Raw genomic sequence first — 24,235 nt, 5'->3', positions numbered from 1 at the left:
GTGAGGACACCAGACAATGAAGCGTATGTTGATCAATGCCACGCAGGCCGAAGAGCTGCGCGTGGCGATCGTCGATGGCCAGAACCTGTACGACATCGACATCGAGCAGCCCTCGAAGGAACAGAAGAAGTCCAACATCTACAAGGGCCGCATCGTCCGCCTGGAGCCCTCCCTCGAGGCCGCCTTCGTCGAGTATGGCGGCGAGCGCCACGGCTTCCTCCCCCTCAAGGAAATCTCCCGGGACTACTTCGTCCCCGGCGTCGACCCGAACAAGGCCGGCCTGAAGGAATTCCTGCGCGAGGGCCAGGAAGTGGTCGTCCAGGTCGACAAGGAAGAGCGCGGCAACAAGGGCGCCGCCCTGACCACGTTCATCTCGCTGGCCGGCCGCTACATGGTGCTGATGCCGAACTCGCCCACCGCCGGCGGCGTCTCGCGCCGGGTCGAGGGTGACGACCGCCAGGCCCTGAAAGAGGCCATGGACGCGCTGACCATCCCCGACGACATGGGCGTGATCATCCGCACCGCCGGCGTCGGCCGCGCGGCCGACGAGCTGCAGTGGGACCTCGACTACCTGCTCCAGGTCTGGAAGTCGATCACCGACGCCGCCCTGGCCAAGCCCTCGCCCTTCCTGATCTACCAGGAATCGCGCCTGATCATCCGCGCCCTGCGCGACTACCTGCGCGCCGACATCGGCGAGATCCTGGTCGACACGCGCGAGATGTACGACGAAGCGCGCGATTTCATGCAGTCGGTGATGCCGCAGAACCTGCGCAAGCTCAAGTTCTACGAAGACCCGACGCCGCTGTTCAACCGCTACCAGATCGAAAGCCAGATCGAAGGCGCCTACGAGCGCCAGGTGCGCCTGCCCTCGGGCGGCAGCATCGTGGTCGACCAGACCGAAGCCCTGACCGCCATCGACGTAAACTCCTCGCGCGCCACCAAGGGCAGCGACATCGAGGAAACCGCGTTCAACACCAACCTCGAGGCCGCCGACGAAGTGGCCCGCCAGATGCGCCTGCGCGACCTCGGTGGCCTGGTGGTGATCGACTTCATCGACATGTCCTCCGGCAAGCACCAGCGCTTGGTCGAGGAGCGCCTGCAGAACGCGCTCAAGCAGGACCGCGCGCGCGTGCAGATCGGCCGCATCTCGCGCTTCGGCCTGCTCGAGATGAGCCGCCAGCGCCTGCGCCCGTCGCTGGGCGAGTCCAGCCAGATCGTCTGCCCCCGCTGCGAGGGCCATGGCCGCATGCGCAGCGTCGAATCGCTGTCGCTGAGCATCCTGCGCCTGGCCGAAGAGCACGCGATGAAGGAGAACACCGGGCAGGTGCTGGTGCAGGCCCCGCCGGAAATCGCCAACTACCTGCTCAACGAGAAGCGCCGCGCCCTGGTCGAGATCGAGACCCGGCACGACGCGCCCGTGGTCGTCGTCGCCGACGACCAGCTCGAGACGCCGCACTTCAACATCAGCCGCCTGCGCGAGAACGAGCTGGGCGAAGAGTCCGGCAAGCCCAGCTACCACCGCACCACCCCGCGCAAGCAGGCGGTGCATTCGCTGACCAAGGCGCACATCAACGTGCCCGACCTGCCGGCCGTGACCGCCGTGCGCCCGCCGAACCCGGCGCCGGTGCGCGAGGAAGCCGAGGTCGAGGTGGCGCCGCCGCCGGTGTTCTCGAACAAGCCGGCCGCGCCCAAGCCGGGCTTCTTCGCCCGCCTGGCCGCGCTGTTCACCGGCGGCGATGCCTCCGGCGAAGAAGCGCCGGCCAAGAAGTCGCGCGAAGAGCGCGGTGACCGCGGCGAGCGCGGCGGCGACCGCGGCCCGCGCGGCGGCAACGACGGCCGTCGCGACCGCAATGGCCGTGGCCGCGACCGCGGCGAGCGCGGTTCCCGCGGCGGCGAGCGCAACGAGCGCCATGACCGCGGCGACAAGGCCAAGGACACCGGCAAGCCGCAGCAGCCGCCGGCCGCCGCCCAGGCGCGCCCGCCCAAGCAGGAGCGCACCGAGGAACAGAAGAAGCAGGACGAACAGCGTCGCCTCGAAGGCCAGCAGCGCCGCGAAGAGAACCAGAAGAAGGAAGCCGAGCGCCGCGAGCAGCAGCGCCAGGAAAACCTGAAGCGCGAAGCCGAGCGTCGCGAAGCCCGCGCCGCCAGGCTGGCCGCGCAGGCCGCCGCCGGCGGTGCCGCCGTGGCCGAGGGTGAAGCCCCGGCCGCTGCCGTGGACGTGGCTGAAGGCCAGGTCGCTGCCGGCGTCGAGAACACCGCCGAAGGCGGCAGCGAGGCCGCGGGCGCCGAGGGCACGGGCCGCCGTCGCCGCGGTCGTCGCGGTGGCCGTCGTCGTCGTCGTCCGGAGGACGCCGCCAACGAGGGCAATGGCCAGGACGCGTCGCAGGACAGCGAATCCGATTTCGATGACGAAGAGCCGGGCCAGTCGTCCGGCAACCGCCCGGCCGCTCCGGCGGCCACGGTAAGCGCCGCCGAATCCGACTTCGACGACCTCGGCCCCGCGCCGACACCCGCCCCGCGTCCGGTGCCGGTTTCGGCGCCCGTGGCGGCGATGGCGGCGGCTCCGGCCGTGGTGCCCGCACCTGCGGTCGTGCCGACGCCGGCCGCCGCGCCTGCACCGATGCCGGAGGCGGCTGAAGCCCGCGCCGAGGCCCCGGTGGCGGCTGCGCCCGAGCCGCGCCCGTTCGTGGAGATCGTCCCGGCCCCGGCGGTGGAAGCCGTCACCGTGGCGTCCCCCTCCGCCAGCGAGCCCACCCCGGCCGTCGAGCCGGCGCCCGTGGTTGCGCCCGTGATCGTTCCGACGCCGGTGGCCCCTGCCGTCGTCGTCGCGGCCGAGCCCGCGCCGTTCGCGCTGTCCACGCCGGCCGCCGCGCCGGTGCAGGCCAGCCTGATCCCGGCCGAGCCGGAAATCGTCGCGCCGGCGGCGCCGGTCAACCCGTTCCTGCGCACGCAGCCGGCGGTGTTCGACGCCCCGCCGGTGGCTGAGGCCAAGCCGATCCTCGCGGCCAACCTGCCCGAGCCGACCGCCGAAGCCGAGCCGGAAGCGGTATCGCCGGAAGCCCCGCCCGCCCCGAACTGGTCGCTGGAAGGCCAGGACGAAACGAAGCCGGGTAATCCGAACTAAGACGAAGGGCGCCGCGAGGCGCCCTTCTTCTTTGGTTCTTCTCCCAACTGAGGGGAGAGAGGCGCACGGCCGACCCGGCAGAATTGTTGTTCTCGAGGCAACAAAACGGGGCCGGCCGTGGCCGAAGTGGATTGTATGTCCCAGCTGGGCGGCTGGGTGGGGTATCGCGTCTGGGACTGGCGCCAGGAGCTTCGGGGTAGCCAGTCCTGGTTGGTGCTGGAGTTGGCGCCGGAAGACGGGGCGGAGCGCTTCTGTTCGGGTTGCGACGCGCCGGTGGCGGCCATCCACGACCGCACGCTGCGCCGGATCCGGGACCTGCCGATGTTCGAGCACGCGGTGGAGCTGTGGGTACCCCGGCTGCGGCTGGCCTGCCCGCGCTGCGGACCGCGGCTGGAGCGGCTGGATTGGCTCGACCCCCATGTCCGGGTGACGCGGCGGCTGGCGCAGAACGTCGCTCGGCTCTGTGCGGGCACGTCGGTAAGGCATGCCGCCCGGTGGTTCGGGCTGGATTGGAAGACGGTCAAGGCGATCGACTTTCGCCACTTGGATCGCACGCTGGGCCCGCCGGACCTGGACGGCGTGCGCCTGCTGGCGATGGACGAGTTTGCGATCCAGAAGGGCCATCGCTACGCGACAGTAGTCGTGGACGCCGAACGCAAGCGGGTCCTGTGGGTGGGTCGCGGTCGTTCGAGAGCTGAAATAAAGCCGTTTTTTGAGCTGCTTGGTCCCGAGCGTTGTGCGCAGGTGCGGGCCGTGGCGATGGACATGAACACGGCGTACGACCTGGAAGTGCGGGCGCACTGCCCGAACGCCGAGGTGGTCTACGACCTGTTCCACGTCGTGGCGAAGTATGGCCGCGAGGTGATCGATCGGGTCCGCGTGGACGAGGCAAACCGGCTGCGGGCCGACAAGCCGGCCCGGCGGGTGGTCAAGACATCGCGCTGGCTGCTGCTTCGCAACCGGGAGAACCTGCCGGCCGATCAGACGGTGCGGCTGGAAGAGCTACTGGCGGCCAACAAGGCGCTGCTGACGGTCTACCTGCTGAAGGATGACCTGAAGGAACTGTGGCGCTACCGCCGCGAGGGCTGGGCATGGAAAGCCTGGAAAAGCTGGAAGCGACGAGCCCTGCGCAGCGGCCTTCAGCCGCTGCGGATGTTCGTACGCCGCCTGGAACCCTACCTGGCCGGCATCCTGGCCCACTGCCGCTGGCCGCTGGGAACGAACCTGGTCGAGGGGATCAACAACAAGATCAAGGTCATCAAGCGCGTGGCCTACGGCTACCGCGATGACGCCTACTTCTTCCTGAAGATCCGGGCGGCCTTCCCCGGACTTGGGTGAAGAACCTCTTCTTTGCGGCCTCAGATCGCGTAGACCGGATCCGAGATGCCGTGCTGCCCCGCCATGCGCGCCAGCGCCACGGTGTCCTTGATGCCCAGCTTTTCGTAAAGCCGGTATTTGTGCGTGGCCACGGTCTTGCCGCTCAGGCTCAGGCGCCGGCCGATTTCCTCCATGCGCATGCCCTGGCACAGCATCCGCGCCACCTCGAGCTCGCGCGGGGACAGCAGGTCGAAGGGCGAGTCGTCGCCACCCAGGCGCGACAGCGCCATCCGCTGCGCCACCTGGCTGGCGAGGTAGCGGCGGCCGCGCGCCACTTCACGGATCGCCCGCAGCAGCTCGTGTGCGTCGCAGGCCTTGCCGAGGTAGCCGCTGGCGCCCGCCTCGATCAGCCGCCGCGGCATCGGCCCGTCCTCCTGCACCGACACGATCAGCACGCGCGAGCCGTACTCGCCGCGGACGATGCGCTCGGTGATGTCCAGGCCGCTGATGCCCGGCAGGTGCAGGTCGCAGATGACGACATGCGGCTTGAGCTTGCGAATGGCGGGCAGGCCCTCCTCGCCGCTGCCGGCCTCGCCCACCACCTGGAAATCAGCCTCGCGTTCCAGGATCAGCCGGTAGCCGGTGCGGACCAGGGCGTGGTCGTCCAGCAGGAATACTCGGATCATCGCGCTCTCCCCAGAGCTTTTGAACCAACCTACGCGGCCCGCCGCGGGCGGCGGCATCGCCATCCGCCACGGACTTCGGTAGGAATTCGCCTCTCGGAATCGAAAATATCGAAGGCACGCGCGGTTTGGAGAAGCCACCGTCATTTCGCCCCGAATCACTAACGACGTAAGGGGCCCGCCCGCAACCGCGGCCGCTATCCTTGCCGCGCACCGGGGAGGTGCACGGGGGAAACCGCATGCCACTGCACCGCCGCTTCGCGCTGCTGCTGCTCGCGCTGTGCCTGCCGCTGGTGCACGCCGTCGCCATGCGCGGCTTCATGCTTGCCGACCTGCACACCGCCGGTGCCGACCGCGCGCTGGTCTGGGTCGAAGGCACGCCCGCGCAGCTCGACGCACTGGCGTCCGTGGTGGACGCGCGCCACGGCCGCGTCCCGGCCGGGCGCGTGCGCCGCGCTTCGGACGACGTCCGCCCGCCGAAACCCTGCGGCCCCGGCGCCCGCGAGTACTCCATCGGCGCCCTGCACGGCGACCAGAACCATCCCGCCCGCCAGCTGCTGGAGAGTCTGGCCGCCGAAGCCGGCGCCACCGTCTGCCGCAGCCGCATGTTCGTCTTCAACGAACTCGACGTGCCGCGCGAACGCAGCCTCGGCGAAACCGCCGCCGCGATGGCGATGCAGTCGCTGCTGTTGCCGGCGGGCTTCGTGATCGCCGGCTACTGGGCCTTCGCGCGCCAGCTGTCGCTGCCCGGACCGAACGCCAGCCCGCTTCCGCTCTGGCGCCAGCTGGCACTCGGCCTCGCGGTGGCGGTGCCCGCGTGGATCGCGCTGAAATTACTGGGTCTGGTGGCGCCGGATGCCGGCATCGACAGCGGCTACACGGTCGCGGCCATCGGCTGGCCGATCGCGATCTCGATCGTGCTGCTCGAACCCTTGATGCAGGAGCTGGCCCTGCGCCTGTGGCTGGTGACGCTGGCCGAGCGCGCACTCGGCACCTGGCCCGCCGTCGCGCTGTCCGGGCTGGTGATCATGCCGATCCACTACACGCTGGACTGGCAGGACACCCTGCCCTCCGCCGTCGTGGGCTGCGCCATCGCCGCGCTCTTCGTGCGCACCCGATCGCTGTGGGCCTGCCTGGCCGCGAATTCACTGCTGGGATTGGCCTTGTTCCTTCCCTGATCCGGCAGTGGCTCGCCGGTTGGGTCAGGAGGGGACGCGACCGATGTGGGCGCCTGACTCCGTTGTAACTGATGCAGGGGACCAACCATCAGTACGGAGTGGTGCCATGGCAAAAATGGCCAGTGGAAAATCGGACTGTGACTGCCCGGGCGGCAGCGCGGAAGGGGAAGGCCGCTTCCAGTTGCTCACGCAATTGGTACGGGTCGACTACGGTGACGGCAGTGCCGTGATCGCGCCGGTGGGCGAAGCGACCATCTCGGCGCGATCGACCGCGGATACCGTCGGCGACATCATCAGCATCGCCTGCAAGCTCTTCCCGAAGCTCTGCGGCGGGGGCGGCGGCGGAGGTGGTGGCGGCGGTAAGCCGGGGTGCTACATCATCATCGGACCGGACGGTACCGAGATCCGGATCTGCCCACCGCCCACCAAGATCGCCTGAAGTAAAAACGCTCCAATGCCACTCCAGCGTGCTCCCATCCAAGGGCCAGGGCGCTGGGGTGGCGGAGAGAGTGGGATTCGAACCCACGGAAGGTTTGACCCTTCGGCGGTTTTCAAGACCGCTGCCTTAAACCACTCGGCCATCTCTCCGGATTTGGAACTTCATGCGCGGAGCATCGGGGTTGGAATCCCTCCCACAAGGTGGGATCAGGGCGGGCACGGGACGCCGCCCTTGGTGCCGCACTTGAGGCGGATGTCCTCGATGATGCCGGGAAGGCGCTCGGCGAGGAAGTCGATGAACACGCGTACCGCCGGCAGCAGGCCGCGGCGGCTGGGGTAGATGGCGTGGCAGATGCCCTGCGGCAGGCTCCACTGCGGCAGCACCACCTCGAGCTCGCCGCGGCGGATGGCTTCGGCGCAGGTGAGTTCGGGCAGCAGCACCACGCCGAGGCCGTCGCGGGCGGCGGCCATCAGCAGCGGGAAATCGTGGGCCATCAGCAGCGGCTGCAGCTCGACCTTCTGCACCTGGCCCTCGGGGCCGTGCAGGGTCCAGCGCTGGCGGCTGTCGTCCTCGCTCATGCTCAGCGTGGTGTGGCCGGCCAGGTCGGCGGGCACTTCGGGGCGGCCGATGCGGTCGAGGTACTTCGGGCTGGCCACCAGCAGCTCGCGCAGCTGGCCGAAGCTGCGCGCCACCATCTCGCCGTCGTCGGTGAGCTGGCTGCGCACGCGGATGGCCACGTCGAAGCCTTCCTGGATCACGTCCACGCGGCGGTTGCTCACGTGCAGCTGCAGGCGCACCTGCGGGTGCTTCTTCATGAAGTCGGGCAGGATCGGGCCCAGCACCTCCTGCGCGATCGACACCGGGCAGCTGACCTTGATGCTGCCGCGCGGCGCGGCGCTGACGCGGTCCACGGCCTCGCGCGCGGCCTGGGCCTCGGCCAGCATCGTCTGGGCGTGGCGGTACACGCTCTGGCCGACGTCGGTGACGGCGAACTTGCGCGTGCTCCGCTGCAGCAGGCGCACGCCGAGCTCGTTCTCGAGCTGGGCGATGCGGCGGCTCAGGCGGCTCTTGGGGATGCCCAGCGCGCGCTCGGCCGCGGCGAAGCCGCCGTGCTCGACCACCATGGCGTAGAACTGCAGGTCGTTGAGATCCGGATGGTTCATGCGCCGATCCTTTCAAGGCCGCCGAGGTAGGGACGCAGCGCGGCCGGCACGGCGATGCTGCCGTCGGCCTGCTGGTGGTTTTCCATCACGGCGATCAGGCAGCGGCCGACGGCCACGCCCGAGCCGTTGAGCGTGTGCACCGGCTCGGGCTTGCCGGTGGCCGGGTTGCGCCAGCGCGCCTGCATGCGCCGGGCCTGGAAATCGCCGCAGTTCGAGCAGCTGCTGATCTCGCGGTAGGTGCCCTGGCTTGGCAGCCACACTTCCAGGTCGTAGGTCTTGGTGGCGCCGAAGCCCATGTCGCCGGTGCACAGCAGCACCTTGCGGTAGGGCAGCTCGAGCTGTTCGAGGACGACTTCCGCGCAGCGGGTCATGCGCTCGTGTTCCTCCGCGGATTCGTGCGGCCGCGCGATGGAGACCAGCTCCACCTTCTCGAACTGGTGCTGGCGGATCATGCCGCGCGTATCGCGGCCATGGCTGCCGGCCTCGGCGCGGAAGCACAGCGAGTGGGCGGCCATGCGCAGCGGCAGGCTGGCGTCGTCCACGATCTCGTCGCGGACGATGTTGGTCAGCGGCACTTCGCTGGTCGGGATCAGGTAACGCCGGCTGTCGCCGAAATCGGTGGCGAACAGGTCCTCTTCGAACTTCGGCAGCTGGCCGGTGCCGCGCAGGCTGTCGGCGTTGACGATCAGCGGGACGTTCACTTCGAGGTAGCCGTGCTGGCGCGTGTGCAGGTCGAGCATGAACTGCGCCAGTGCGCGATGAAGGCGCGCCAGCTCGCCGCGCAGCACGGTGAAGCGGGCGCCGCTGAGCTTGGCGGCGGTGTCGCCGTCGAGCCAGCCGTCGCGGGCGCCGAGCTCGACGTGGTCCTTCACCGGGAAATCGAACTGGCGCGGCTCGCCGTGGCGACGCACTTCCACGTTGTCGTTTTCATCCTTGCCCGCCGGCACGCTGGCGTCGGGCAGGTTGGGCACCGCCATCGCGATCGCGTCGATCTCGGCGCGGATCACTTCCAGGCGCGCCTCGCCGGCCTTGAGCTCGTCGGCAATGCCGGCCACTTCGGCCATCAGCGCGGTGGTGTCCTCGCCCTTCCCCTTCGCCATGCCGATCGCCTTGGACCGGGTGTTGCGCAGGTTCTGCAGCTCCTGCGTGCGGGTCTGGATCTGCTTGCGCTCGGCCTCGAGGCGCTCGAGCGCCGGAACGTCCAGCGCGAACCCGCGGGTGGCCTGCAGGCGCGCGGCGGTCTCGGCGAGCTGGCCGCGCAGGAGGGTCGGGTCGAGCATGGGTCATTCCAAAATTGAAACAGGTGGGCGGATTATCCAACGGGCGCTTCCAGGCGCGCAACGACTTGTCGGGCCGGACGCCCGCGGCGGAATCATCGGGGGAGTGGCCACTCCGCCCCGCTCTTCACGTTCTCTTGATCGCGAGCCAACCGGCCCGCCACCCGCCCAACCCACCCCGGAGCACCCCATGAACAGCCGCGTCGTCCTTCCCCTTGCCCTCGCCAGTGCGATCCTGCTGGGCCTGGGTGCACCCGCCCTGGCCGCCCAGCCCGGTCCGGGCCCGCTACAGCCGGTCGCGGCCGACACCGGCGAGCTCAGCCCCGCCGAGCGCGGCGAACTCACCCGCCAGCTGGTCCTGAAGTGGGGTCATTACGTCGAGCGCGTCCACGGGGTGCCGCTGGCCACCTGGGCCGAGCGCATGGTGCCCAACCTGGTCGTGGCCGATTCCGACAATTTCCGCAACGCGCTCCAGCGCGACACCTTCGAGGGCACGATGGCCGAGCTGGGCGGCGGTGGACAGCTGCTCTCGGATGAACAGGTCATCGAACAGCTCGCCGCGGGCCGGGAGGACGGCACGCTGACCCTCGGCGCCCTCGGCAACGACCTGGTGTACACCCCGGTCGCGCCCTGCCGCATCCTCGACACGCGCAACGTGGCCGCTGGCGCCATCGCGGCAAATTCCACCCGCAACTTCGTCGCGTTCGGCGTCAGCAGCTTCGCCAGCCAGGGCGGCAGCGCCACCAACTGCGGCGTCAATCCGCTGTCCGCCACGGCGGTCGCGATCAACCTGACGGCCGTCAACCCGGGCGCCGCCGGCTACGCCACCGCTTACCCGTTCGGCAGTCCCCAGCCGCTGGCCGCCAGCATCAACTACGCGGCCGGCACGATCGTCAACAACGCGCTGATCGTGCAGACGCCGAACCCGATCTCTTCCTTCGACTTCACCCTCTACACCTTCGCCCAGGCGCACTACGTGGCCGACATCGTCGGCTACTTCGCGCCGCCGGTGGCCACGGCGCTGCAGTGCGTGGAAACCACGAAGACCATCGTGGCGGACATCGGGCCGGGCGGCACCGCGAATGCGAATGCCCCGGCATGCGCGGCGGGCTACACCCAGACCGCGACCAACTGCGAGACCTCGAGCTGGCTGATGCCGATCGTGTTCTCCAACGCCGGCACCTGCTCGGCGCGAAACAACGATGCGTCGCCGCAGGACCTCCGCGCCTCGCGCACCTGCTGCCGCGTGCCGGGCCGCTGATGGTCAATGCGTGAACCAAGGCCCGGGCATCGTCGATGCCCGGCCCTTTCAATTGGCGTCGTCAGGACGCCGCGCCGGTCGCCACGGCGCAGGCACGCATCACGCGGGCCGGATGCCTTCCGCGAGGCGCGCGCCTGCCGCCACCAGCGCCAGGCCCGCGACCAGGGTCAGGCCAAGGTAGGCCACCAGCATTCCGGGGCGTGCGCTGCGGGCGAAGACCAGGCACTCGAGCATCAGGGCGGAATACGTGGTCAGGCCGCCGAGCACGCCCACGACGAGGAAGGCGCGCAGCGCCATCGCACCGGGACCGCGCTCCTCCAGCCACACCAGCAGGAAGCCGGCGGCGAAGCTGCCCAGCAGGTTCACCGCCAGCGTGCCCCAGGGCAGGCCCTCGCCGGCCTGGCGCAGCAGCCAGCCGCCGATGAGGTGGCGACCGCCGGCGCCGAGCGCGCCGCCCGCCATCACCAGCCAGAGCAGGGTCCAGTTCATGGCGGAAGCCTAACCGAAACTTGTAGGCTTCGGCTTTCGATTCCGCCGTGAGATATCCATGCGCTGCCTGCTGCCGCTGCTGCTCGCCGTCGCCCTGCCCGCCTTCGCCGCGGAGCCCCTGGCCACCCTTTCGGAGCAATCCGGCTTCACGCGCACGGGCCGCTACCAGGAGGTGATCGAACTCTGCGATGCGTTTGCCTCGCGGTATCCGAAGGCGGTGCGCTGCCTGGACTTCGGCACCACGCCGCAGGGCCGGCCGATGAAGGCGCTGGTCGCGTCCACGTCTGGCGCGCTCGATGCCGCCGCGGCCCGCAAGCGCGGGCTGCCGGTGGTGCTGGTGCAGGGCGGCATCCACGCCGGCGAGATCGACGGCAAGGACGCCGGCTTCCTGGCGCTGCGCGAAGTGCTGGAAGGCAAGGCCGCCGCGGGCGCGCTCGACCGGCAGGTGCTGGTGTTCGTGCCGGTGTTCAACGTGGATGGCCACGAGCGCTTCGGCGCCTGGAACCGCCCCAACCAGCGCGGCCCGGTGGAGATGGGCTGGCGCACCACCGCCCGCAACCACAACCTCAACCGCGACTACCTCAAGGCCGATTCGCCCGAGATGCAGGCGATGCTCGCCCTCGTCGAGGCCTGGGACCCGCTGGCGGTGGTCGACCTGCACGCCACCAACGGCGCGCAGTTCGAGCACGACATCGCGATCCAGGTTGAGCCGATGCACGCCGGCCCGGCGGCGCTGCGCGCGATCGGCAGGCAGTGGCGCGACGGCGTCATCGCCGACCTGGCCGCCGCGGGCTCGCTGCCGCTGGCCTTCTATCCCTCGTTCGTCACCGACGACGACCCGATGTCGGGATTCAGCGACTCGGTGGCGCCGCCGCGCTTCTCGACCGGCTACTTCTGGCTGCGCAACCGGCTGGCGATGCTGGTGGAAACCCACTCCTGGCGCCCCTACCCCGAGCGCGTTCGCAGCACCCGCAACACGGTGGTCTCGGTGCTCGAACACATCGCCACGCACGGCCCGGCCTGGCAGCGCGCCGTGCGCGAGGCCGACGCGGCCGCCAGCCAGCCCGACGCCGCGCCGGTGCCGCTGGCGTTCGCGGCCACCGACAAGGTGCGCATGATCGACTTCCGCGGGTATGCCTACACGCGCGAACGCTCTGAGGTTTCCGGCGCGCTGATGACCCGCTACGACGAGTCGACGCCGCAGGTGTGGACGGTGCCGATGCGCGACGACGTCCAGCCCGTGCTGACCGTGGCCATGCCCGGCGCCGGCTATGTGGTTCCGCCCGAGCACGCCGAGGCCGTGGGCGCGAAGCTGCGGACGCACGGCGTCGGGTTCCGCCTGTTGCCGGAAGCGCTTGAACTGGAGGTCCAGGCCTTCCGCGCCAGGACCCAGCAGTTCTCCGCCGGCTCGGTCGAAGGCCGGCAGACGCTGGCGGTCACCGGCGCCTGGGCGCCCGAGCGCCGCACGGTCGGCGCCGGCGCGCTGTTCGTGCCGATCCGCCAGCCGAAGTCGCGCCTGCTGATGGCGATGCTGGAGCCACAGGCGCCGGACTCGCTGCTGGCCTGGGGCCACTTCAACAACCACTTCGAGCGCAAGGAATACATGGAGGCCTACGTCGCCGAGGACGTGGCGCGCGCGATGCTGGCGAAGGATCCGGCGCTGCGGGCCGAGTTCGGGCAGCGGCTGGCGGAGGACGCCGCGTTCGCCGCGAGTCCGTCGGCACGCCTGGAGTTCTTCTACCGGCGGCACCCGTCGTGGGACGAGCGCTACGGTCTTTATCCGGTGCTGAGGGTGGACGTCGCGCCGCGCTGAGGCCCGCTGGCGGGCGGGTCGAACCAGGCGGCGGGCATGCGGATGTTGCGCAGGTGCGCCGTGGCGAGGTGCGATTCGTAGACCGGCGCGGCGAAGAAGCTCATCAGCAGGCTGCGGCGGCGACCGCCGGTGACGTTCAGGCTGCCGGCGTGCACGAGGTCGGCGGTGAAGACCAGGATGTCGCCGGCGCGGCCCGACAGCTGGACCGCCCGGGACGTGTCGCTGAAATCGAAGGACGCCAGCGGGTGGCTGCCCGGCACGACGCGGGTCGCTCCGTTGGCCGGGCCGTAGTCGTCCAAAAACACGATGGCGAGCGCCGTGTCGCCCGGCCGCTGCGCCGACAGGTCGCGGTGCAGGCCCTGGTGGCCGCCGCCGGGCAGCGGCTCGCGGCCTTCGACCTGGGCGAGGAAGAAACGTTCGCCGATCAGCGCGCCCACGGCGGCAAGCACCGCGGGCAAGCGGCACACCGCCTGCACGCCGGGCTCGGTGTCCAGCAGCGCATGGCGCCAGTCCGCGCCGCGCGGCACCGGCCAGTCGTGGTTCGGCAGCACGCCGGCATCGAAGGTGGCCTGCAGGCCCGGGATCGCTTCGGCCGGAATGGCGCCGCGCAGCAGTACGAAGCCGTCGCGCTCGAGGGCGTCCCGGTCCCCGAAGGCCGGCACCGGCATGGCGTCGCGCTCAGTCACGCGTTTTCCTGGCCGCGGCGCGGGCCTCGCGCAGCCGGTCGAGCTTGTCCTTGAGCTTGATCTCGAGGCCGCGGTCGACGGGTTCGTAGTACACGCGTTCGCCCATCGCCTCGGGAAACGCGGTCTGGTCGAGGGCGATGCCGTCGGGCGCATCGTGGTCGTACTGGTAGCCGCTGCCGTAGCCGAGCTGCTTCATCAGCTTCGTGGGCGCGTTGCGCAGGTGGATCGGCACCTCCTGCGTGCCGCCCTCGCGCACGTCGGCCTGGGCGGCCTTGAAGGCGACGTAGGCGGCGTTGGATTTCGCGCAGCTGGCGAGGTAGATCACCACCTGCGCCAGCGCCAGGTCGCCTTCGGGGCTGCCGAGGCGCTCGTAGGCGTCCCAGGCCTCGATCGCCATCTGCAGCGCGCGTGGGTCGGCCAGGCCGACGTCCTCGACCGCCATGCGCGTGAGCCGGCGCGCGAGGTAGACCGGGTCGCAGCCGCCGTCGAGCATGCGCGCGAACCAGTACAGCGCGCCGTCCGGGTTCGAGCTGCGCACGGATTTGTGCAGGGCCGAGATCTGGTCGTAGAACTGCTCGCCCTGCTTGTCGAAGCGGCGGGTGCGGTCGGCCAGAACCTGCACCAGGGTGGCTTCGGTGATGCGGCCGCCTTCGTCGGCGGCCAGTTCGGCGGCGATCTCGAGCAGGGTCAGTGCGCGCCGCACGTCGCCATCGGCGGCGCCGGCGATCTCGCGCAGGCGCTCGTCGTCGACTTCGATGCCCTGCCCGCCCAAGCCGCGCGCCTCGTCGGCCAGGGCGCGGCGCAGCGCCTCGGCGATGTCGTCGGGCGAGACCGCCTCGAGCACGTGCACGCGGCAGCGCGAGAGCAGCGCGGAGTTGAGCTCGAAGCTCGGGTTCTCCGTGGTGGCGCCGACGAACAGGATGCTGCCGCGCTCGATGTGCGGCAGGAAGGCGTCCTGCTGGGTCTTGTTGAAGCGGTGCACCTCGTCCACGAACAGGACGGTCCGGCGTCCCTCGTTGAAGCGCTGTTCGGCGGCGGCCAGCACCTCGCGCACCTGCGGAAGGCCAGACAGCACGGCGGAGATCGCGACGAACTCGGCCTCCGCGTAGCGCGCCAGCAGCAGCGCCAGCGTGGTCTTGCCGCAGCCCGGCGGGCCCCAGAGGATCATCGAATGCACGCGCCCCGACTCCACCGCGCGCCGCAGCGCCGAACCCGGCGCCAGCAGCCGGCGCTGGCCCACCATGTCGTCGAGCGAGGCCGGGCGCATGCGCTCGGCCAGCGGCTTCAGGCCCTCGGCGGGCTGGAACAGCGGGTCACTGGCGGGCTTGCCCTTGCGCATGCCGCCATTCTAGCGGGGTCAGGTTCGGAACCTGACCCCGCTGTTCAATCGCGCAGGGGGATGACCTGGGCGGACTCGGCCACTTCGCCGATCTGGTCCACGCCCTCGGGCTTGACGAAGGTGAAGGTGCCGGCGGCGAAGGCCGGATTGCGCTTCCAGGACGAGAAGCCCATGACCGTGCGCTGGCCCAGGCCGTCGAACATCTCCATCCGCGCCAGGCCGGCCGGACCGAAGCCCAGGCGCGCGCGGTCGAACGGCGCCTCGTCGGGCTTGCGCGGCACCAGCTCGAGCCAGGCCAGGCCCTGGCCCTGCCCGCCCTCGGTGACCTTGAACTGGCGCTCCATCTGGCCGATGTCGATCAGCATGGCCAGCGGGCTGTTCTGCTCTTCCAGGCTTTGCTGGCGGACGGTGACCTGCTCCATGTCCGGGTCGTAGATCCAGATGTGGTCGCCATCGGCCACGATCAGCTGCGGGTACGGCTTCACGTACTCCCAGCGGAACTGGCGCGGCGCCTGCAGCTGCACGGTGCCGGAAGAGGTTTCCTTCAGCGTCCCGTCGGCGTCGTACACGCGCTGCTCGAAGCTGGCCGCCAGGCCCTGCACGCCATTGCTGAAGACATCCATCTGCTCGCGCGCGCCGGCGTGGGCGACGCCCGCGGCGAAGGCCAGGAACAGGACGAGGAGCTTGCGCATGGCGGGTTCCACCGGTGGTTTCGTTGGGCAGGAGTCTGGCCGAAGCCGGCTGAACGGCACGAAACGGGGTCAGGTTCCGAACCTGACCCCGCGCTTCAGCGCGGGGGCGGCGGGGCGATGACAGTGCGGTCGCCGTTGTGCTCGGGGCCGGAGACGATGCCGGCGGCCTCCATGGCCTCGATCAGGCGGGCGGCGCGGTTGTAGCCGATCTTCAGGCGGCGCTGCACGCCGGAGATGGAGGCGCGGCGGGTCTCGGTGACCACCTTGACCGCCTCGTCGTACAGCGGGTCGGACTCGTCGCCCGAGCTGCTGGCCTCGGGCAGGCCGCCGGGGCCGACCACGACGCCGTCGCCCATCGTCTGCACTTCCTCCAGCACGCCCTCGATGTAGTCCGGGCCGCCGCCGTTCGCGCGCAGGTGCGCCACCACGCGGTGCACCTCGTCGTCGCTGACGAAGGCGCCGTGCACGCGCTCGGGCATGGCGGTGCCGGGCGGCAGGTAGAGCATGTCGCCGTTGCCCAGCAGCGTTTCCGCGCCGGACTGGTCAAGGATCGTGCGCGAGTCGATCTTGCTCGAGACCTGGAACGCGATGCGGGTCGGGATGTTGGCCTTGATCAGGCCGGTGATCACGTCCACCGAGGGCCGCTGCGTGGCCAGGATCAAATGGATGCCGGCGGCGCGGGCCTTCTGCGCCAGGCGCGCGATCAGCTCCTCCACCTTCTTGCCGACGATCATCATCATGTCGGCGAATTCGTCGATGAACACGACGATGAAGGGCAGCTCCTCCAGCACCCGCGGCGCCTCGCCCAGGTCCGGGTTCGGGCGGAACAGCGGGTCCATCAGCGGCTGGCCGGCGTCGCGCGCGTCCTTGACCTTGCGGTTGAAGCCGGCGAGGTTGCGCACGCCCACGGCGCTCATCAGCTTGTAGCGGCGCTCCATCTCGGCCACGCACCAGCGCAGGCCATTCGCGGCCTCCTTCATGTCGGTGACCACGGGCGCCAGCAGGTGCGGGATGTTCTGGTAGACCGAGAGCTCGAGCATCTTCGGGTCGATCATCAGCATCCGCACTTCCTTGGCGGTGCTCTTGTAGAGCAGGCTCAGCACCATCGCGTTCACGCCCACCGACTTGCCCGAGCCGGTGGTGCCGGCCACCAGCAGGTGCGGCATGCGCGCCAGGTCGACCACGATCGGGCGGCCGGCGATGTCCTTGCCCAGCGCCATTGCCAGCGGCGAGGCGACCTTGTCGTATTCCTTCGAGCGCAGGATCTCGCTGAGGTAGATGGTCTCGCGGTGCGAGTTCGGGATCTCCAGGCCCACCACCGACTTGCCCGGGATCACGTCCACCACGCGCACCGACTTCACGCTCAGGCCGCGGGCGATGTCCTTGTCCAGCGAGCTGATCTGGCTGCCCTTGACGCCCGGCGCCGGTTCCATCTCGAAGCGGGTGATGACCGGGCCCGGGTAGGCGCCGACCACCTGCACTTCCACGCGGAAGTCCTTGAGCTTGAACTCGATCTGGCGCGACAGGGTTTCCAGCGTCTCTTCGGAATAGCCCTTGGGCTGCTCCTTCGGATCGTCCAGCAGCGACAGCGGCGGCAGGCCCTCGCCGCCACCGGCGTTGAACAGCGGGATCTGCTGCTCGCGCTGGGCGCGCTCGGATTTCTCAATGACGGGCTTGGGCGGCGGCTCGATGTAGACCGGCTCGCGCTTGGCGCGCTTGACCGTCTCGACCTTGCGCACCACCTCGCGCTCTTCGCGCATGGCCCGGGCGCGCTGCCACTCGGCCGCCTGGCGGGTGCCCTCGCCCAGGCGCCCGAACAGCTGCAGCACCTTGCCACCGATCCAGTCCATCAACGCAAACCAGCTCAGGCCGGTGGCCAGCGTGACCGACATCAGCACCAGCGCCAGCAGGAACAGGTTGCCGCCCATGCCGCCGAACACGCCGCGCATGGACGAGCCGACGATCTGGCCCAGCAGGCCGCCGGACTCGGCCGGCAGGCTCGGCGCCGAACCGCCCAGGGTATGGGCCAGGCCGCAGGCGCTGACCAGGAAACCGACGATGCCGATCAGCCGCAGCGCCGGCCCGAAATCCACCCGGCCATCGCCGTCGGAATCAAGCCCGAACAGCGCGATCCAGGCGATGCCGCCCAGCACCACCGGGATGGTGTAGGCCACGTAGCCGAAGAACCAGAAGGCCAGGTCCGCCAGGTAGGCGCCGACCAGGCCACCGAAATTGTGCAGCGGCCCGGTGACGCTGCCGGTGCGCGACCAGCCCGGATCGTCGGTGTGGTAGCTGAGCAGGCTCGCCAGCAGGTACAGCAGCAACGGCGAAATGGCGACCAGCGCGAGCTCGCGCCAGAGTTTCTGGCGACGGTCGAGGCCGGCGGTGGTGCTACGGTCTGGGGATCGCGCCACTGAGAGAAAAGACCTCAGGAAATCTTTATAGACGGCTGTTTATACAGTAATTCACGCGAACTGGCCCGTGCCTTCACGGCCCCCTGCCGCAACGCACAGGCCCGGGGCCTTGCCTTGATTTGCCCTGCCCCGGCCGCCAAGCTTACCCACTCCGCGAAACGCCCCGGACGCCTGTCCGCGCCGTCGCCGCGCAGCCCCTTCAACGGACGAAGAATCATACATGACCGCCCCCAAGCACTGCCGCCTGCTCATCCTCGGTTCCGGCCCCGCCGGCTACTCCGCCGCGGTCTACGCCGCCCGCGCCAACCTCAAGCCGGTGCTGGTCACGGGCCTGCAGCAGGGCGGCCAGCTGATGACCACCACCGAGGTCGACAACTGGCCCGGCGACGCCCACGGCCTGATGGGCCCGGACCTGATGGCGCGCATGCAGGCCCATGCCGAGCGCTTCGAGACCGAGATCATCTTCGACCACATCCACACCGTGGAGCTGGGCCGCCGGCCGTTCCGGCTGGTCGGCGACAGCGGCGAGTACACCGCCGACGGCCTGATCATCGCCACGGGCGCCAGCGCCAAGTACCTGGGCCTGCCGTCCGAGCAGCAGTTCATGGGCAAGGGCGTGTCGGCCTGCGCCACCTGCGACGGCTTCTTCTTCCGCGACCAGGACGTGGCGGTGATCGGCGGCGGCAACACCGCGGTCGAGGAGGCGCTGTACCTCTCGAACATCGCCCGCAAGGTCTACCTGGTGCACCGCCGCGACAAGCTGCGCTCGGAGAAGATCCTGCAGGACAAGCTGTTCGCCAAGGCCCAGGCCGGCAAGGTCGAGATCATCTGGGACCATTCGGTGGACGAAGTACTGGGCGACGATTCCGGCGTCACCGGCATGCGCATCCGCTCGACCAAGGACGAGTCCACGCGCGAGATCGCGGTGCAGGGCTTCTTCGTGGCGATCGGCCACACGCCCAACACCTCCCTCTTCGAGGGCCAGCTGGAGATGCGCAACGGTTACCTGACCATCAAGTCGGGCCTGGAGGGCAATGCCACCGCCACCTCGGTGCCGGGCGTGTTCGCCGCCGGCGACGTGGCCGACCAGGTCTACCGCCAGGCCATCACCTCGGCCGGCTTCGGCTGCATGGCCGCCCTCGACGCCGAGAAGTTCCTCGACAAGGAAGGCTGAGCCCCCACCCCGAGGCATCCGTCCTGGACTGAGTGAAAGCGTTTAGACGCGGATTTGCGCGGATGAACGCGGATAGAGCAAGAGACAGGTGGGCAGCGCGCGGGCGCCCGGTCAACGGCGTAGACCGAAGCATCCCTTTGCATTTGCCCTATCCGCGTTCATCCGCGTAAATCCGCGTCTGAAAATCGAGAGACGCCTCGCACGGCGGCATCACGGGGGCGTCGAGTAAGCTGGCGGCATGCCTGAGTTGCGACTGCACGCCACGCTCGACGAGATCCCCGCCGCCGCGTGGGATGCGCTGCATGACCGCCGCAATCCGTTCGTCGAACATGCCTTTCTGTCGGGGATGGAGCGCGAGGGTTGCCTGCGGCCGCGCTGGGGCTGGACGCCGCGGCATGCCTCGCTCTGGCGCGACGGCGAGCTGGTGGCCGCGGCACCGGGCTACCTCAAGACCAATTCGCACGGCGAGTTCGTGTTCGACCATGCCTGGGCCAATGCCTACGCCCGCTTCGGCCGCGAGTACTTCCCGAAGTGGCTGGTGGGCGTGCCCTACTCCCCCGTCACCGGGCCGCGCCTGCTGGCCCGCGAGGACGCCGATCGCCGCGAGCTGCTGGCGGCGATGGCAGCGCGCGCGACGCGCGACGGCCTGTCGTCCATCCACGTCAACTTCCACCGCGCCGAAGAAGCCGCCGCCTTCGACGGCGACTGGCTGGCGCGCGAGGACGTGCAGTTCCACTGGCGCAACCGCGGCTGGCCCGACTTCGACGCCTTCCTGGCCGCGCTGCAGCCCAAGAAGCGCAAGAACCTGCGCCAGGAGCGCGACAAGGTGCGACGCGCCGGCTACGCCTTCCGCACCGTGCACGGCGACGAGGCGACCGATGACGACCTGGCGGCGATGCACTTCTTCTACTGCCGCACCTTCGGCGACTACGGCAACCATCCGGCGCTGACGCTCGACTTCTTCCGCCACCTGGCGAGGACCATGCCGCGCCAGCTGGTGCTGTTCCTGGCCGACCGCGAAGGCGAAGCGGTGGCCGGCGCGCTGTGCCTGCGCGGTGGCGACACGCTCTACGGCCGCTACTGGGGCAGCAGCGAGCCGGTGCCGGCGCCCGGCCTGCATTTCGAGACCTGCTACTACCAGGGCATCGACTACTGCCTGCGCGAGGGCCTGCAGGTGTTCGAGCCCGGGGCCCAGGGCGAGCACAAGGTCGCGCGCGGCTTCCTGCCCGTCGCCACGCACAGCCACCACTGGCTGGCCGATCCGGAATTCTCCCGGGCGATCGGCGAATGGTGCGCACAGGAGCGCGCGGGCACGGCAAGCTATCGGCAGTCCGTCCTGGCGCACAGTCCCTATCGCGATGCCGATCCGCCTGCCGCTGCTGCCTGCTGATCCCGAGGCCCCGTTCCCGCCCGCCGACGCGGCGCACCGGGTGCCGGACGGACTGCTGGCCATGGGCGGCGACCTGTCGCCGCCCCGGCTGCTCAATGCCTACCGGCACGGCATCTTCCCTTGGTTCTCCGAGGGCGAACCGATCCTATGGTGGTGCCCGGACCCGCGCATGGTGTTCGACACCGGCGCGTTCCGCCTGGCCTCCCGCTTCCGGCGCAGCCTGCGCGCCAGCGCCTGGGAGGTCCGCGCCGACACGGCCTTCGATCGCGTGGTGCAGGCCTGCGCCCTGTCTCCCCGACCGGGCCAGGACGGCACCTGGATCACGCAGGACATGATGGACGCCTACGGCGCACTGCACCGGCTCGGCCACGCGCATTCGGTCGAGGTGTTCGACGGGCCGCGGCTGGTCGGCGGCATCTACGGGGTGGGCATCGGCCGGATGTTCTTCGGCGAAAGCATGTTTAGCGGGGTATCGGGCGGGTCCAAGGTCGCGCTGGCCGGGCTGTGCCGGATCCTGGCCAGGGGCGGCTGCCCCCTGCTGGACGCCCAAGTGGAGAACCCGCACCTGGCCTCGCTGGGCGGCCGGCGCCTGCCCCGCCCCGCCTTCCTGGCCGAGGTGGCCCGGCTGGTCGCCGAGCCGCCCCCCGCGGGCCTCTGGGCCCCGGAGAACGCGGTTTTCCCGGCCTCGGCCTTGGCCGGCGTGGCCCGCGATTAACCAAATTTTTGCAAGCCCGGCAAGGGCATGGCAGAATGCGCGGCTTCCAAGGCCGGCTTCCCCGTCCAGCGAAACCAAGAATGTCCAAAGACGATTCCATCGAATTCGAAGGCACGGTGCTCGAGACCCTTCCGAACACCATGTTCCGGGTCAAGCTCGAGAACGGCCACGTCATCACCGCCCACATCTCCGGCCGCATGCGCAAGAACTACATCCGCATCCTGACCGGCGACAAGGTCAAGGTCGAGATGACGCCCTACGACCTGACCAAGGGCCGCATCACCTACCGCATGAAGTAAGCGGTCGGCGGCAAAAGAAACGGCGGCCCTTCGGCCGCCGTTTTCGTTTGCCCGCCTTCTGTAGGAGGGCCTTCAGGCCCGAAGCCTTTCGCCGAAGAGCTTCGGGCCTGAAGGCCCTCCTACAGGGTCAGACGGTGGCGGGCAGGAGCTTCTCGGGCTCGGGCTGGGTGATGACCACCAGGTCGCCGTCCTTGACGTCCACGGTGACCTTGCCGCCGTTGGCCAGCTGGCCGAACAGCAGCTCGTCGGCGAGCGGGCGCTTGATCTTGTCCTGCAGCAGGCGGGCCATCGGGCGGGCACCCATCTGCGGGTCGAAGCCGTGCTCGGCCAGCCACTGCCGCGCCGCCGGCGTGGCCGACAGGCTGACGTGCTTCTCGTGCAGCTGCGCCTCGAGCTCGATCAGGAACTTGTCCACCACGCGCAGGATGTGGTCCATGCCCAGCGCACCGAACTGGATGATGGCGTCCAGGCGGTTGCGGAACTCCGGCGTGAAGGCCTTGCGGATCACTTCCATCGCGTCGCTGGTGTGGTTCTGCTCGACGAAGCCCATGGTGCGGCGCGCCGCCTGCGAGGCACCGGCGTTCGTGGTCATCACCAGCACCACGTTGCGGAAGTTGGCCTCGCGCCCGTTGGTGTCGGTGAGCACGCCGCGGTCCATGACCTGCAGCAGGATGTTGAACACGTCCGGGTGCGCCTTCTCGATCTCGTCGAGCAGCAGCACGCAGTGCGGGGTCTTGACGATCTTCTCGGTCAGCAGGCCGCCCTGGTCGAAGCCGACGTAGCCCGGGGGCGCGCCGATCAGGCGGCTCACCGAATGCGACTCCATGTACTCGGACATGTCGAAGCGCACCAGCTCGATGCCCAGCTGCATCGCCAGCTGCTTGGTGACCTCGGTCTTGCCGACGCCGGTGGGGCCGGCGAACAGGAAGTTGCCGATCGGCTTGTCGGGGTTGGACAGGCCCGAGCGCGCCAGCTTGATCGCCGAGACCAAGGTCTCGATCGACGGATCCTGGCCGAAGATGACCATCTTCAGGTTGCGCTCGAGGTTCTGCAGCACGTCCTTGTCGGAGGCGCTGACCTGCTTGGCCGGGATGCGGGCCATCTTCGAGACGATCAGCTCGATCTCCTCGACGTCCACCACGTGCTTGCGCTTGTCGGCGTCGAGCAGGCGCTGGCGGGCGCCGGCCTCGTCGATCACGTCGATGGCCTTGTCGGGCAGCAGGCGGTCGTTGATGTGCTTCACCGACAGGTCGACCGCGGCCTGGATCGCGTCGGACGCGTACTCCACGTCGTGGTGGGCCTCGAAGCGGGTCTTGAGGCCGTTGAGGATGGCCACGGCCTCGGCAATCGTCGGCTCGACCACGTCGATCTTCTGGAAGCGGCGGGCCAGCGCGCGGTCCTTCTCGAACACGCCGCGGTATTCCTGGAACGTGGTCGAGCCGATGCAGCGCAGCTCGCCGTTCTGCAGCACCGGCTTGATCAGGTTGGAGGCATCCATGGTGCCGCCCGAGGCCGAGCCGGCGCCGATGATGGTGTGGATCTCGTCCACGAACAGGATCGCGCCCGGTTCCTTCTTGATCTGCTGGATGACGGCCTTGAGCCGCTTCTCGAAGTCGCCGCGGTACTTGGTGCCGGCCACCAGCGCGCCCAGGTCGAGCGAATAGATGACGGCGTCCTTGAGCACGGCCGGCACGCGGCCCTCGACGATGCGCCAGGCCAGGCCCTCGGCCAGCGCGGTCTTGCCCACGCCGGCTTCGCCGACGTAGAGCGGGTTGTTCTTGCGGCGGCGGCAGAGCACCTGGATGGTGCGCTCGACTTCTTCCTCGCGGCCGATCAGCGGGTCGATCTTGCCTTCCTTCGCCAGCTCGTTGAGGTTGGCGGCGAATTCCTGCAGCGGGTTGCCCTTGGCTTCGCCGCCCTCCTCGCCCTCGGGCTTGGCTTCCGGCGCCGGCTTTTCCTCGGGGCCGTCGCCGATCTTGGCGATGCCGTGGGAGAGGTAATTGACCACGTCCAGGCGCGTGATTTCCTGCTGGTTGAGGAAATACACGGCGTGGGAATCTTTCTCGCCGAAGATCGCCACCAGCACGTTGGCGCCGGTGACTTCCTTCTTGCCCGACGACTGCACGTGGTAGACGGCGCGCTGCAGCACGCGCTGGAAGCCCAGCGTGGGCTGGGTGTCGCGCGGGTCGTCGGCCGGCAGCACCGGCACGGTGTCGGCGATGATCTGGCGCAGCCCGGTGGCGAGCTTGGGCTGGTCGGCACCGCAGGCCTTGAGCACGCCGGCCGCCGACGGGTTGTCGAGCAGGGCCAGCAGCAGGTGCTCGACCGTCATGAATTCATGGCGGGCTTCGCGGGCCTGCTTGTAGCACTGGCCGATGGTGTACTCGAGGTCCTTGCTGAACATTGGGCGTCTCCGGAACGTTTGCTCCGTTATGGGGCCAGCCTAGGTCTTTTCCATGGTGCACAACAGGGGGTGCTGGTGTTCCCGGGAAAAGTCGTTGACTTGCGTCACCTTCGATTCAGCCACCTCGCGCGTGTAGACACCGCAAACGCCCTTGCCGCGGGTGTGGACCTGGAGCATGACCTGGGTGGCCTTCTCGCGGTTCATGGCAAAGAAGCTCTGCAGGACCTCGACGACGAAGTCCATCGGCGTGAAATCATCGTTCAGCAGCAGCACCTGGTAGAGCGGCGGGCGCAGCACTTCCGGGCGGGAGGCCTCGATGGCCAGGCCGCGTTCGTGTCCGTGTTCGGGATGGGGGTCTTGTGCCATGGCGGCAGTATA

Annotated in this window: 20 protein-coding genes and 1 tRNA gene; 10 read left to right on the top strand and 11 right to left on the bottom strand. The window is 69.6% G+C overall.

All coding sequences use genetic code 11. From position 1 onward, the window contains the following. The first annotated feature begins 16 nt into the window (after positions 1 to 16). Both N787_RS04570 and N787_RS04565 read left to right on the top strand, forming a co-directional pair. Positions 17 to 3,124 carry an Rne/Rng family ribonuclease gene (locus N787_RS04570; RefSeq protein WP_084590618.1) on the top strand — a complete coding sequence of 1,036 codons (3,108 nt, stop codon included), beginning with the start codon at positions 17 to 19 and terminating at the stop codon, positions 3,122 to 3,124. A gap of 135 nt (positions 3,125 to 3,259) precedes the next feature. After that, positions 3,260 to 4,462 carry an ISL3 family transposase gene (locus N787_RS04565; protein ID WP_034211058.1) on the top strand — a complete coding sequence of 401 codons (1,203 nt, stop codon included), beginning with the start codon at positions 3,260 to 3,262 and terminating at the stop codon, positions 4,460 to 4,462. A 20-nt stretch (positions 4,463 to 4,482) separates the two neighbouring features. Here N787_RS04565 and N787_RS04560 read toward each other — a convergent pair whose 3' ends face one another. Further along, a complete protein-coding gene (locus N787_RS04560) occupies positions 4,483 to 5,127 on the bottom strand; it encodes a response regulator (protein WP_034211057.1) in 645 nt (214 codons plus the stop codon). 236 nt (positions 5,128 to 5,363) lie between these two features. On the opposite strand from N787_RS04560, the gene N787_RS04555 reads away from it, so the two are divergent. Together N787_RS04555 and N787_RS04550 are read left to right on the top strand one after the other, a co-directional pair. Then, positions 5,364 to 6,302 (top strand): CPBP family intramembrane glutamic endopeptidase, encoded by a 939-nt coding sequence (locus N787_RS04555; RefSeq protein ID WP_034211055.1) that lies wholly within the window; start codon positions 5,364 to 5,366, stop codon positions 6,300 to 6,302. A gap of 106 nt (positions 6,303 to 6,408) precedes the next feature. Then, positions 6,409 to 6,741: a hypothetical protein gene (locus N787_RS04550; protein ID WP_156968897.1), complete on the top strand. Its 333-nt coding sequence runs from the start codon at positions 6,409 to 6,411 to the stop codon at positions 6,739 to 6,741. A gap of 59 nt (positions 6,742 to 6,800) precedes the next feature. On the opposite strand, the gene N787_RS04545 is transcribed toward N787_RS04550, so the two are convergent. From N787_RS04545 to serS, 3 genes are all read right to left on the bottom strand, one after another. After that, a tRNA-Ser gene (locus tag N787_RS04545) sits at positions 6,801 to 6,890 on the bottom strand. 57 nt (positions 6,891 to 6,947) lie between these two features. Continuing rightward, positions 6,948 to 7,904, bottom strand: a complete 957-nt coding sequence (locus tag N787_RS04540; RefSeq protein ID WP_034211051.1) for a LysR substrate-binding domain-containing protein — start codon at positions 7,902 to 7,904, stop codon at positions 6,948 to 6,950. Beyond that, positions 7,901 to 9,184, bottom strand: a complete 1,284-nt coding sequence (gene serS / locus N787_RS04535) for a serine--tRNA ligase (RefSeq protein ID WP_034211049.1) — start codon at positions 9,182 to 9,184, stop codon at positions 7,901 to 7,903. The genes N787_RS04540 and serS overlap by 4 nt, the downstream gene beginning before the upstream one ends. A 187-nt stretch (positions 9,185 to 9,371) precedes the next feature. Between serS and N787_RS04530 the strand changes: the two genes are divergently transcribed. Further along, positions 9,372 to 10,442: a hypothetical protein gene (locus N787_RS04530; RefSeq protein ID WP_034211047.1), complete on the top strand. Its 1,071-nt coding sequence runs from the start codon at positions 9,372 to 9,374 to the stop codon at positions 10,440 to 10,442. A 99-nt stretch (positions 10,443 to 10,541) separates the two neighbouring features. Here the strand turns inward: N787_RS04530 and crcB are convergent, their stop codons facing one another. After that, positions 10,542 to 10,931 (bottom strand): fluoride efflux transporter CrcB, encoded by a 390-nt coding sequence (crcB, locus tag N787_RS04525; protein ID WP_034211045.1) that lies wholly within the window; start codon positions 10,929 to 10,931, stop codon positions 10,542 to 10,544. Between the two features lie 58 nt (positions 10,932 to 10,989). Between crcB and N787_RS04520 the strand changes: the two genes are divergently transcribed. Next, positions 10,990 to 12,744, top strand: coding sequence for a M14 family metallopeptidase (locus N787_RS04520; RefSeq protein ID WP_034211043.1), 1,755 nt, complete (start codon positions 10,990 to 10,992; stop codon positions 12,742 to 12,744). Here the strand turns inward: N787_RS04520 and N787_RS04515 are convergent. The 4 genes from N787_RS04515 to N787_RS04500 form a co-directional block, all read right to left on the bottom strand. Next, on the bottom strand, positions 12,708 to 13,430 hold the full coding sequence (locus tag N787_RS04515) for a phytanoyl-CoA dioxygenase family protein (protein WP_211252126.1): 723 nt from the start codon (positions 13,428 to 13,430) through the stop codon (positions 12,708 to 12,710). The two genes, N787_RS04520 and N787_RS04515, sit on opposite strands and share 37 nt — an antisense overlap. Continuing rightward, a complete protein-coding gene (locus tag N787_RS04510; protein WP_034211041.1) occupies positions 13,423 to 14,769 on the bottom strand; it encodes a replication-associated recombination protein A in 1,347 nt (448 codons plus the stop codon). The genes N787_RS04515 and N787_RS04510 overlap by 8 nt, the downstream gene beginning before the upstream one ends. Before the next feature lie 44 nt (positions 14,770 to 14,813). Further along, on the bottom strand, positions 14,814 to 15,461 hold the full coding sequence (gene lolA / locus N787_RS04505) for an outer membrane lipoprotein periplasmic chaperone LolA (protein WP_052575124.1): 648 nt from the start codon (positions 15,459 to 15,461) through the stop codon (positions 14,814 to 14,816). A 95-nt stretch (positions 15,462 to 15,556) separates the two neighbouring features. Then, positions 15,557 to 17,875: a DNA translocase FtsK gene (locus tag N787_RS04500; RefSeq protein ID WP_425387845.1), complete on the bottom strand. Its 2,319-nt coding sequence runs from the start codon at positions 17,873 to 17,875 to the stop codon at positions 15,557 to 15,559. Positions 17,876 to 18,095: 220 nt separating this feature from the next. Here N787_RS04500 and trxB point away from each other — a divergent pair, with 220 nt between their 5' ends. The 4 genes from trxB to infA all read left to right on the top strand — a co-directional run bounded on the left by trxB (position 18,096) and on the right by infA (position 21,453). Next, positions 18,096 to 19,049 carry a thioredoxin-disulfide reductase gene (trxB, locus tag N787_RS04495; RefSeq protein ID WP_034211038.1) on the top strand — a complete coding sequence of 318 codons (954 nt, stop codon included), beginning with the start codon at positions 18,096 to 18,098 and terminating at the stop codon, positions 19,047 to 19,049. Between the two features lie 238 nt (positions 19,050 to 19,287). Continuing rightward, a complete protein-coding gene (locus tag N787_RS04490; RefSeq protein WP_034211036.1) occupies positions 19,288 to 20,439 on the top strand; it encodes a GNAT family N-acetyltransferase in 1,152 nt (383 codons plus the stop codon). Beyond that, entirely contained in the window at positions 20,408 to 21,154 is a 747-nt protein-coding gene (aat, locus tag N787_RS04485; protein ID WP_034211034.1) for a leucyl/phenylalanyl-tRNA--protein transferase, read from the top strand. The genes N787_RS04490 and aat overlap by 32 nt, the downstream gene beginning before the upstream one ends. 80 nt (positions 21,155 to 21,234) lie before the next feature. Next, positions 21,235 to 21,453, top strand: a complete 219-nt coding sequence (gene infA, locus N787_RS04480; RefSeq protein WP_034211033.1) for a translation initiation factor IF-1 — start codon at positions 21,235 to 21,237, stop codon at positions 21,451 to 21,453. Positions 21,454 to 21,580: 127 nt separating this feature from the next. Here the strand turns inward: infA and clpA are convergent, their stop codons facing one another. Together clpA and clpS are read right to left on the bottom strand one after the other, a co-directional pair. Next, on the bottom strand, positions 21,581 to 23,857 hold the full coding sequence (gene clpA / locus N787_RS04475) for an ATP-dependent Clp protease ATP-binding subunit ClpA (protein ID WP_034211031.1): 2,277 nt from the start codon (positions 23,855 to 23,857) through the stop codon (positions 21,581 to 21,583). A gap of 39 nt (positions 23,858 to 23,896) precedes the next feature. Next, on the bottom strand, positions 23,897 to 24,223 hold the full coding sequence (gene clpS, locus N787_RS04470) for an ATP-dependent Clp protease adapter ClpS (RefSeq protein WP_034211029.1): 327 nt from the start codon (positions 24,221 to 24,223) through the stop codon (positions 23,897 to 23,899). Positions 24,224 to 24,235: the final 12 nt, after the last annotated feature.

The organism is Arenimonas metalli CF5-1, assembly GCF_000747155.1.
In the GTDB taxonomy this organism is placed as follows: domain Bacteria; phylum Pseudomonadota; class Gammaproteobacteria; order Xanthomonadales; family Xanthomonadaceae; genus Arenimonas; species Arenimonas metalli.
Note: the sequence above shows the minus strand (reverse complement) of the source record. Positions and strands in the feature narration are given on the sequence as shown.

Excerpts from the sequence above, each read along its gene's own strand:
- N787_RS04570 (WP_084590618.1), top strand. The coding sequence starts at position 17 with ATGAAGCGTATGTTGATCAATGCCACGCAGGCCGAAGAGCTGCGCGTG.
- N787_RS04565 (WP_034211058.1), top strand. The coding sequence starts at position 3,260 with ATGTCCCAGCTGGGCGGCTGGGTGGGGTATCGCGTCTGGGACTGGCGC.
- N787_RS04560 (WP_034211057.1), bottom strand. The coding sequence starts at position 5,127 with ATGATCCGAGTATTCCTGCTGGACGACCACGCCCTGGTCCGCACCGGC.
- N787_RS04555 (WP_034211055.1), top strand. The coding sequence starts at position 5,364 with ATGCCACTGCACCGCCGCTTCGCGCTGCTGCTGCTCGCGCTGTGCCTG.
- N787_RS04550 (WP_156968897.1), top strand. The coding sequence starts at position 6,409 with ATGGCAAAAATGGCCAGTGGAAAATCGGACTGTGACTGCCCGGGCGGC.
- N787_RS04540 (WP_034211051.1), bottom strand. The coding sequence starts at position 7,904 with ATGAACCATCCGGATCTCAACGACCTGCAGTTCTACGCCATGGTGGTC.
- serS (WP_034211049.1), bottom strand. The coding sequence starts at position 9,184 with ATGCTCGACCCGACCCTCCTGCGCGGCCAGCTCGCCGAGACCGCCGCG.
- N787_RS04530 (WP_034211047.1), top strand. The coding sequence starts at position 9,372 with ATGAACAGCCGCGTCGTCCTTCCCCTTGCCCTCGCCAGTGCGATCCTG.
- crcB (WP_034211045.1), bottom strand. The coding sequence starts at position 10,931 with ATGAACTGGACCCTGCTCTGGCTGGTGATGGCGGGCGGCGCGCTCGGC.
- N787_RS04520 (WP_034211043.1), top strand. The coding sequence starts at position 10,990 with ATGCGCTGCCTGCTGCCGCTGCTGCTCGCCGTCGCCCTGCCCGCCTTC.
- N787_RS04510 (WP_034211041.1), bottom strand. The coding sequence starts at position 14,769 with ATGCGCAAGGGCAAGCCCGCCAGTGACCCGCTGTTCCAGCCCGCCGAG.
- lolA (WP_052575124.1), bottom strand. The coding sequence starts at position 15,461 with ATGCGCAAGCTCCTCGTCCTGTTCCTGGCCTTCGCCGCGGGCGTCGCC.
- trxB (WP_034211038.1), top strand. The coding sequence starts at position 18,096 with ATGACCGCCCCCAAGCACTGCCGCCTGCTCATCCTCGGTTCCGGCCCC.
- N787_RS04490 (WP_034211036.1), top strand. The coding sequence starts at position 19,288 with ATGCCTGAGTTGCGACTGCACGCCACGCTCGACGAGATCCCCGCCGCC.
- aat (WP_034211034.1), top strand. The coding sequence starts at position 20,408 with ATGCCGATCCGCCTGCCGCTGCTGCCTGCTGATCCCGAGGCCCCGTTC.
- infA (WP_034211033.1), top strand. The coding sequence starts at position 21,235 with ATGTCCAAAGACGATTCCATCGAATTCGAAGGCACGGTGCTCGAGACC.
- clpA (WP_034211031.1), bottom strand. The coding sequence starts at position 23,857 with ATGTTCAGCAAGGACCTCGAGTACACCATCGGCCAGTGCTACAAGCAG.
- clpS (WP_034211029.1), bottom strand. The coding sequence starts at position 24,223 with ATGGCACAAGACCCCCATCCCGAACACGGACACGAACGCGGCCTGGCC.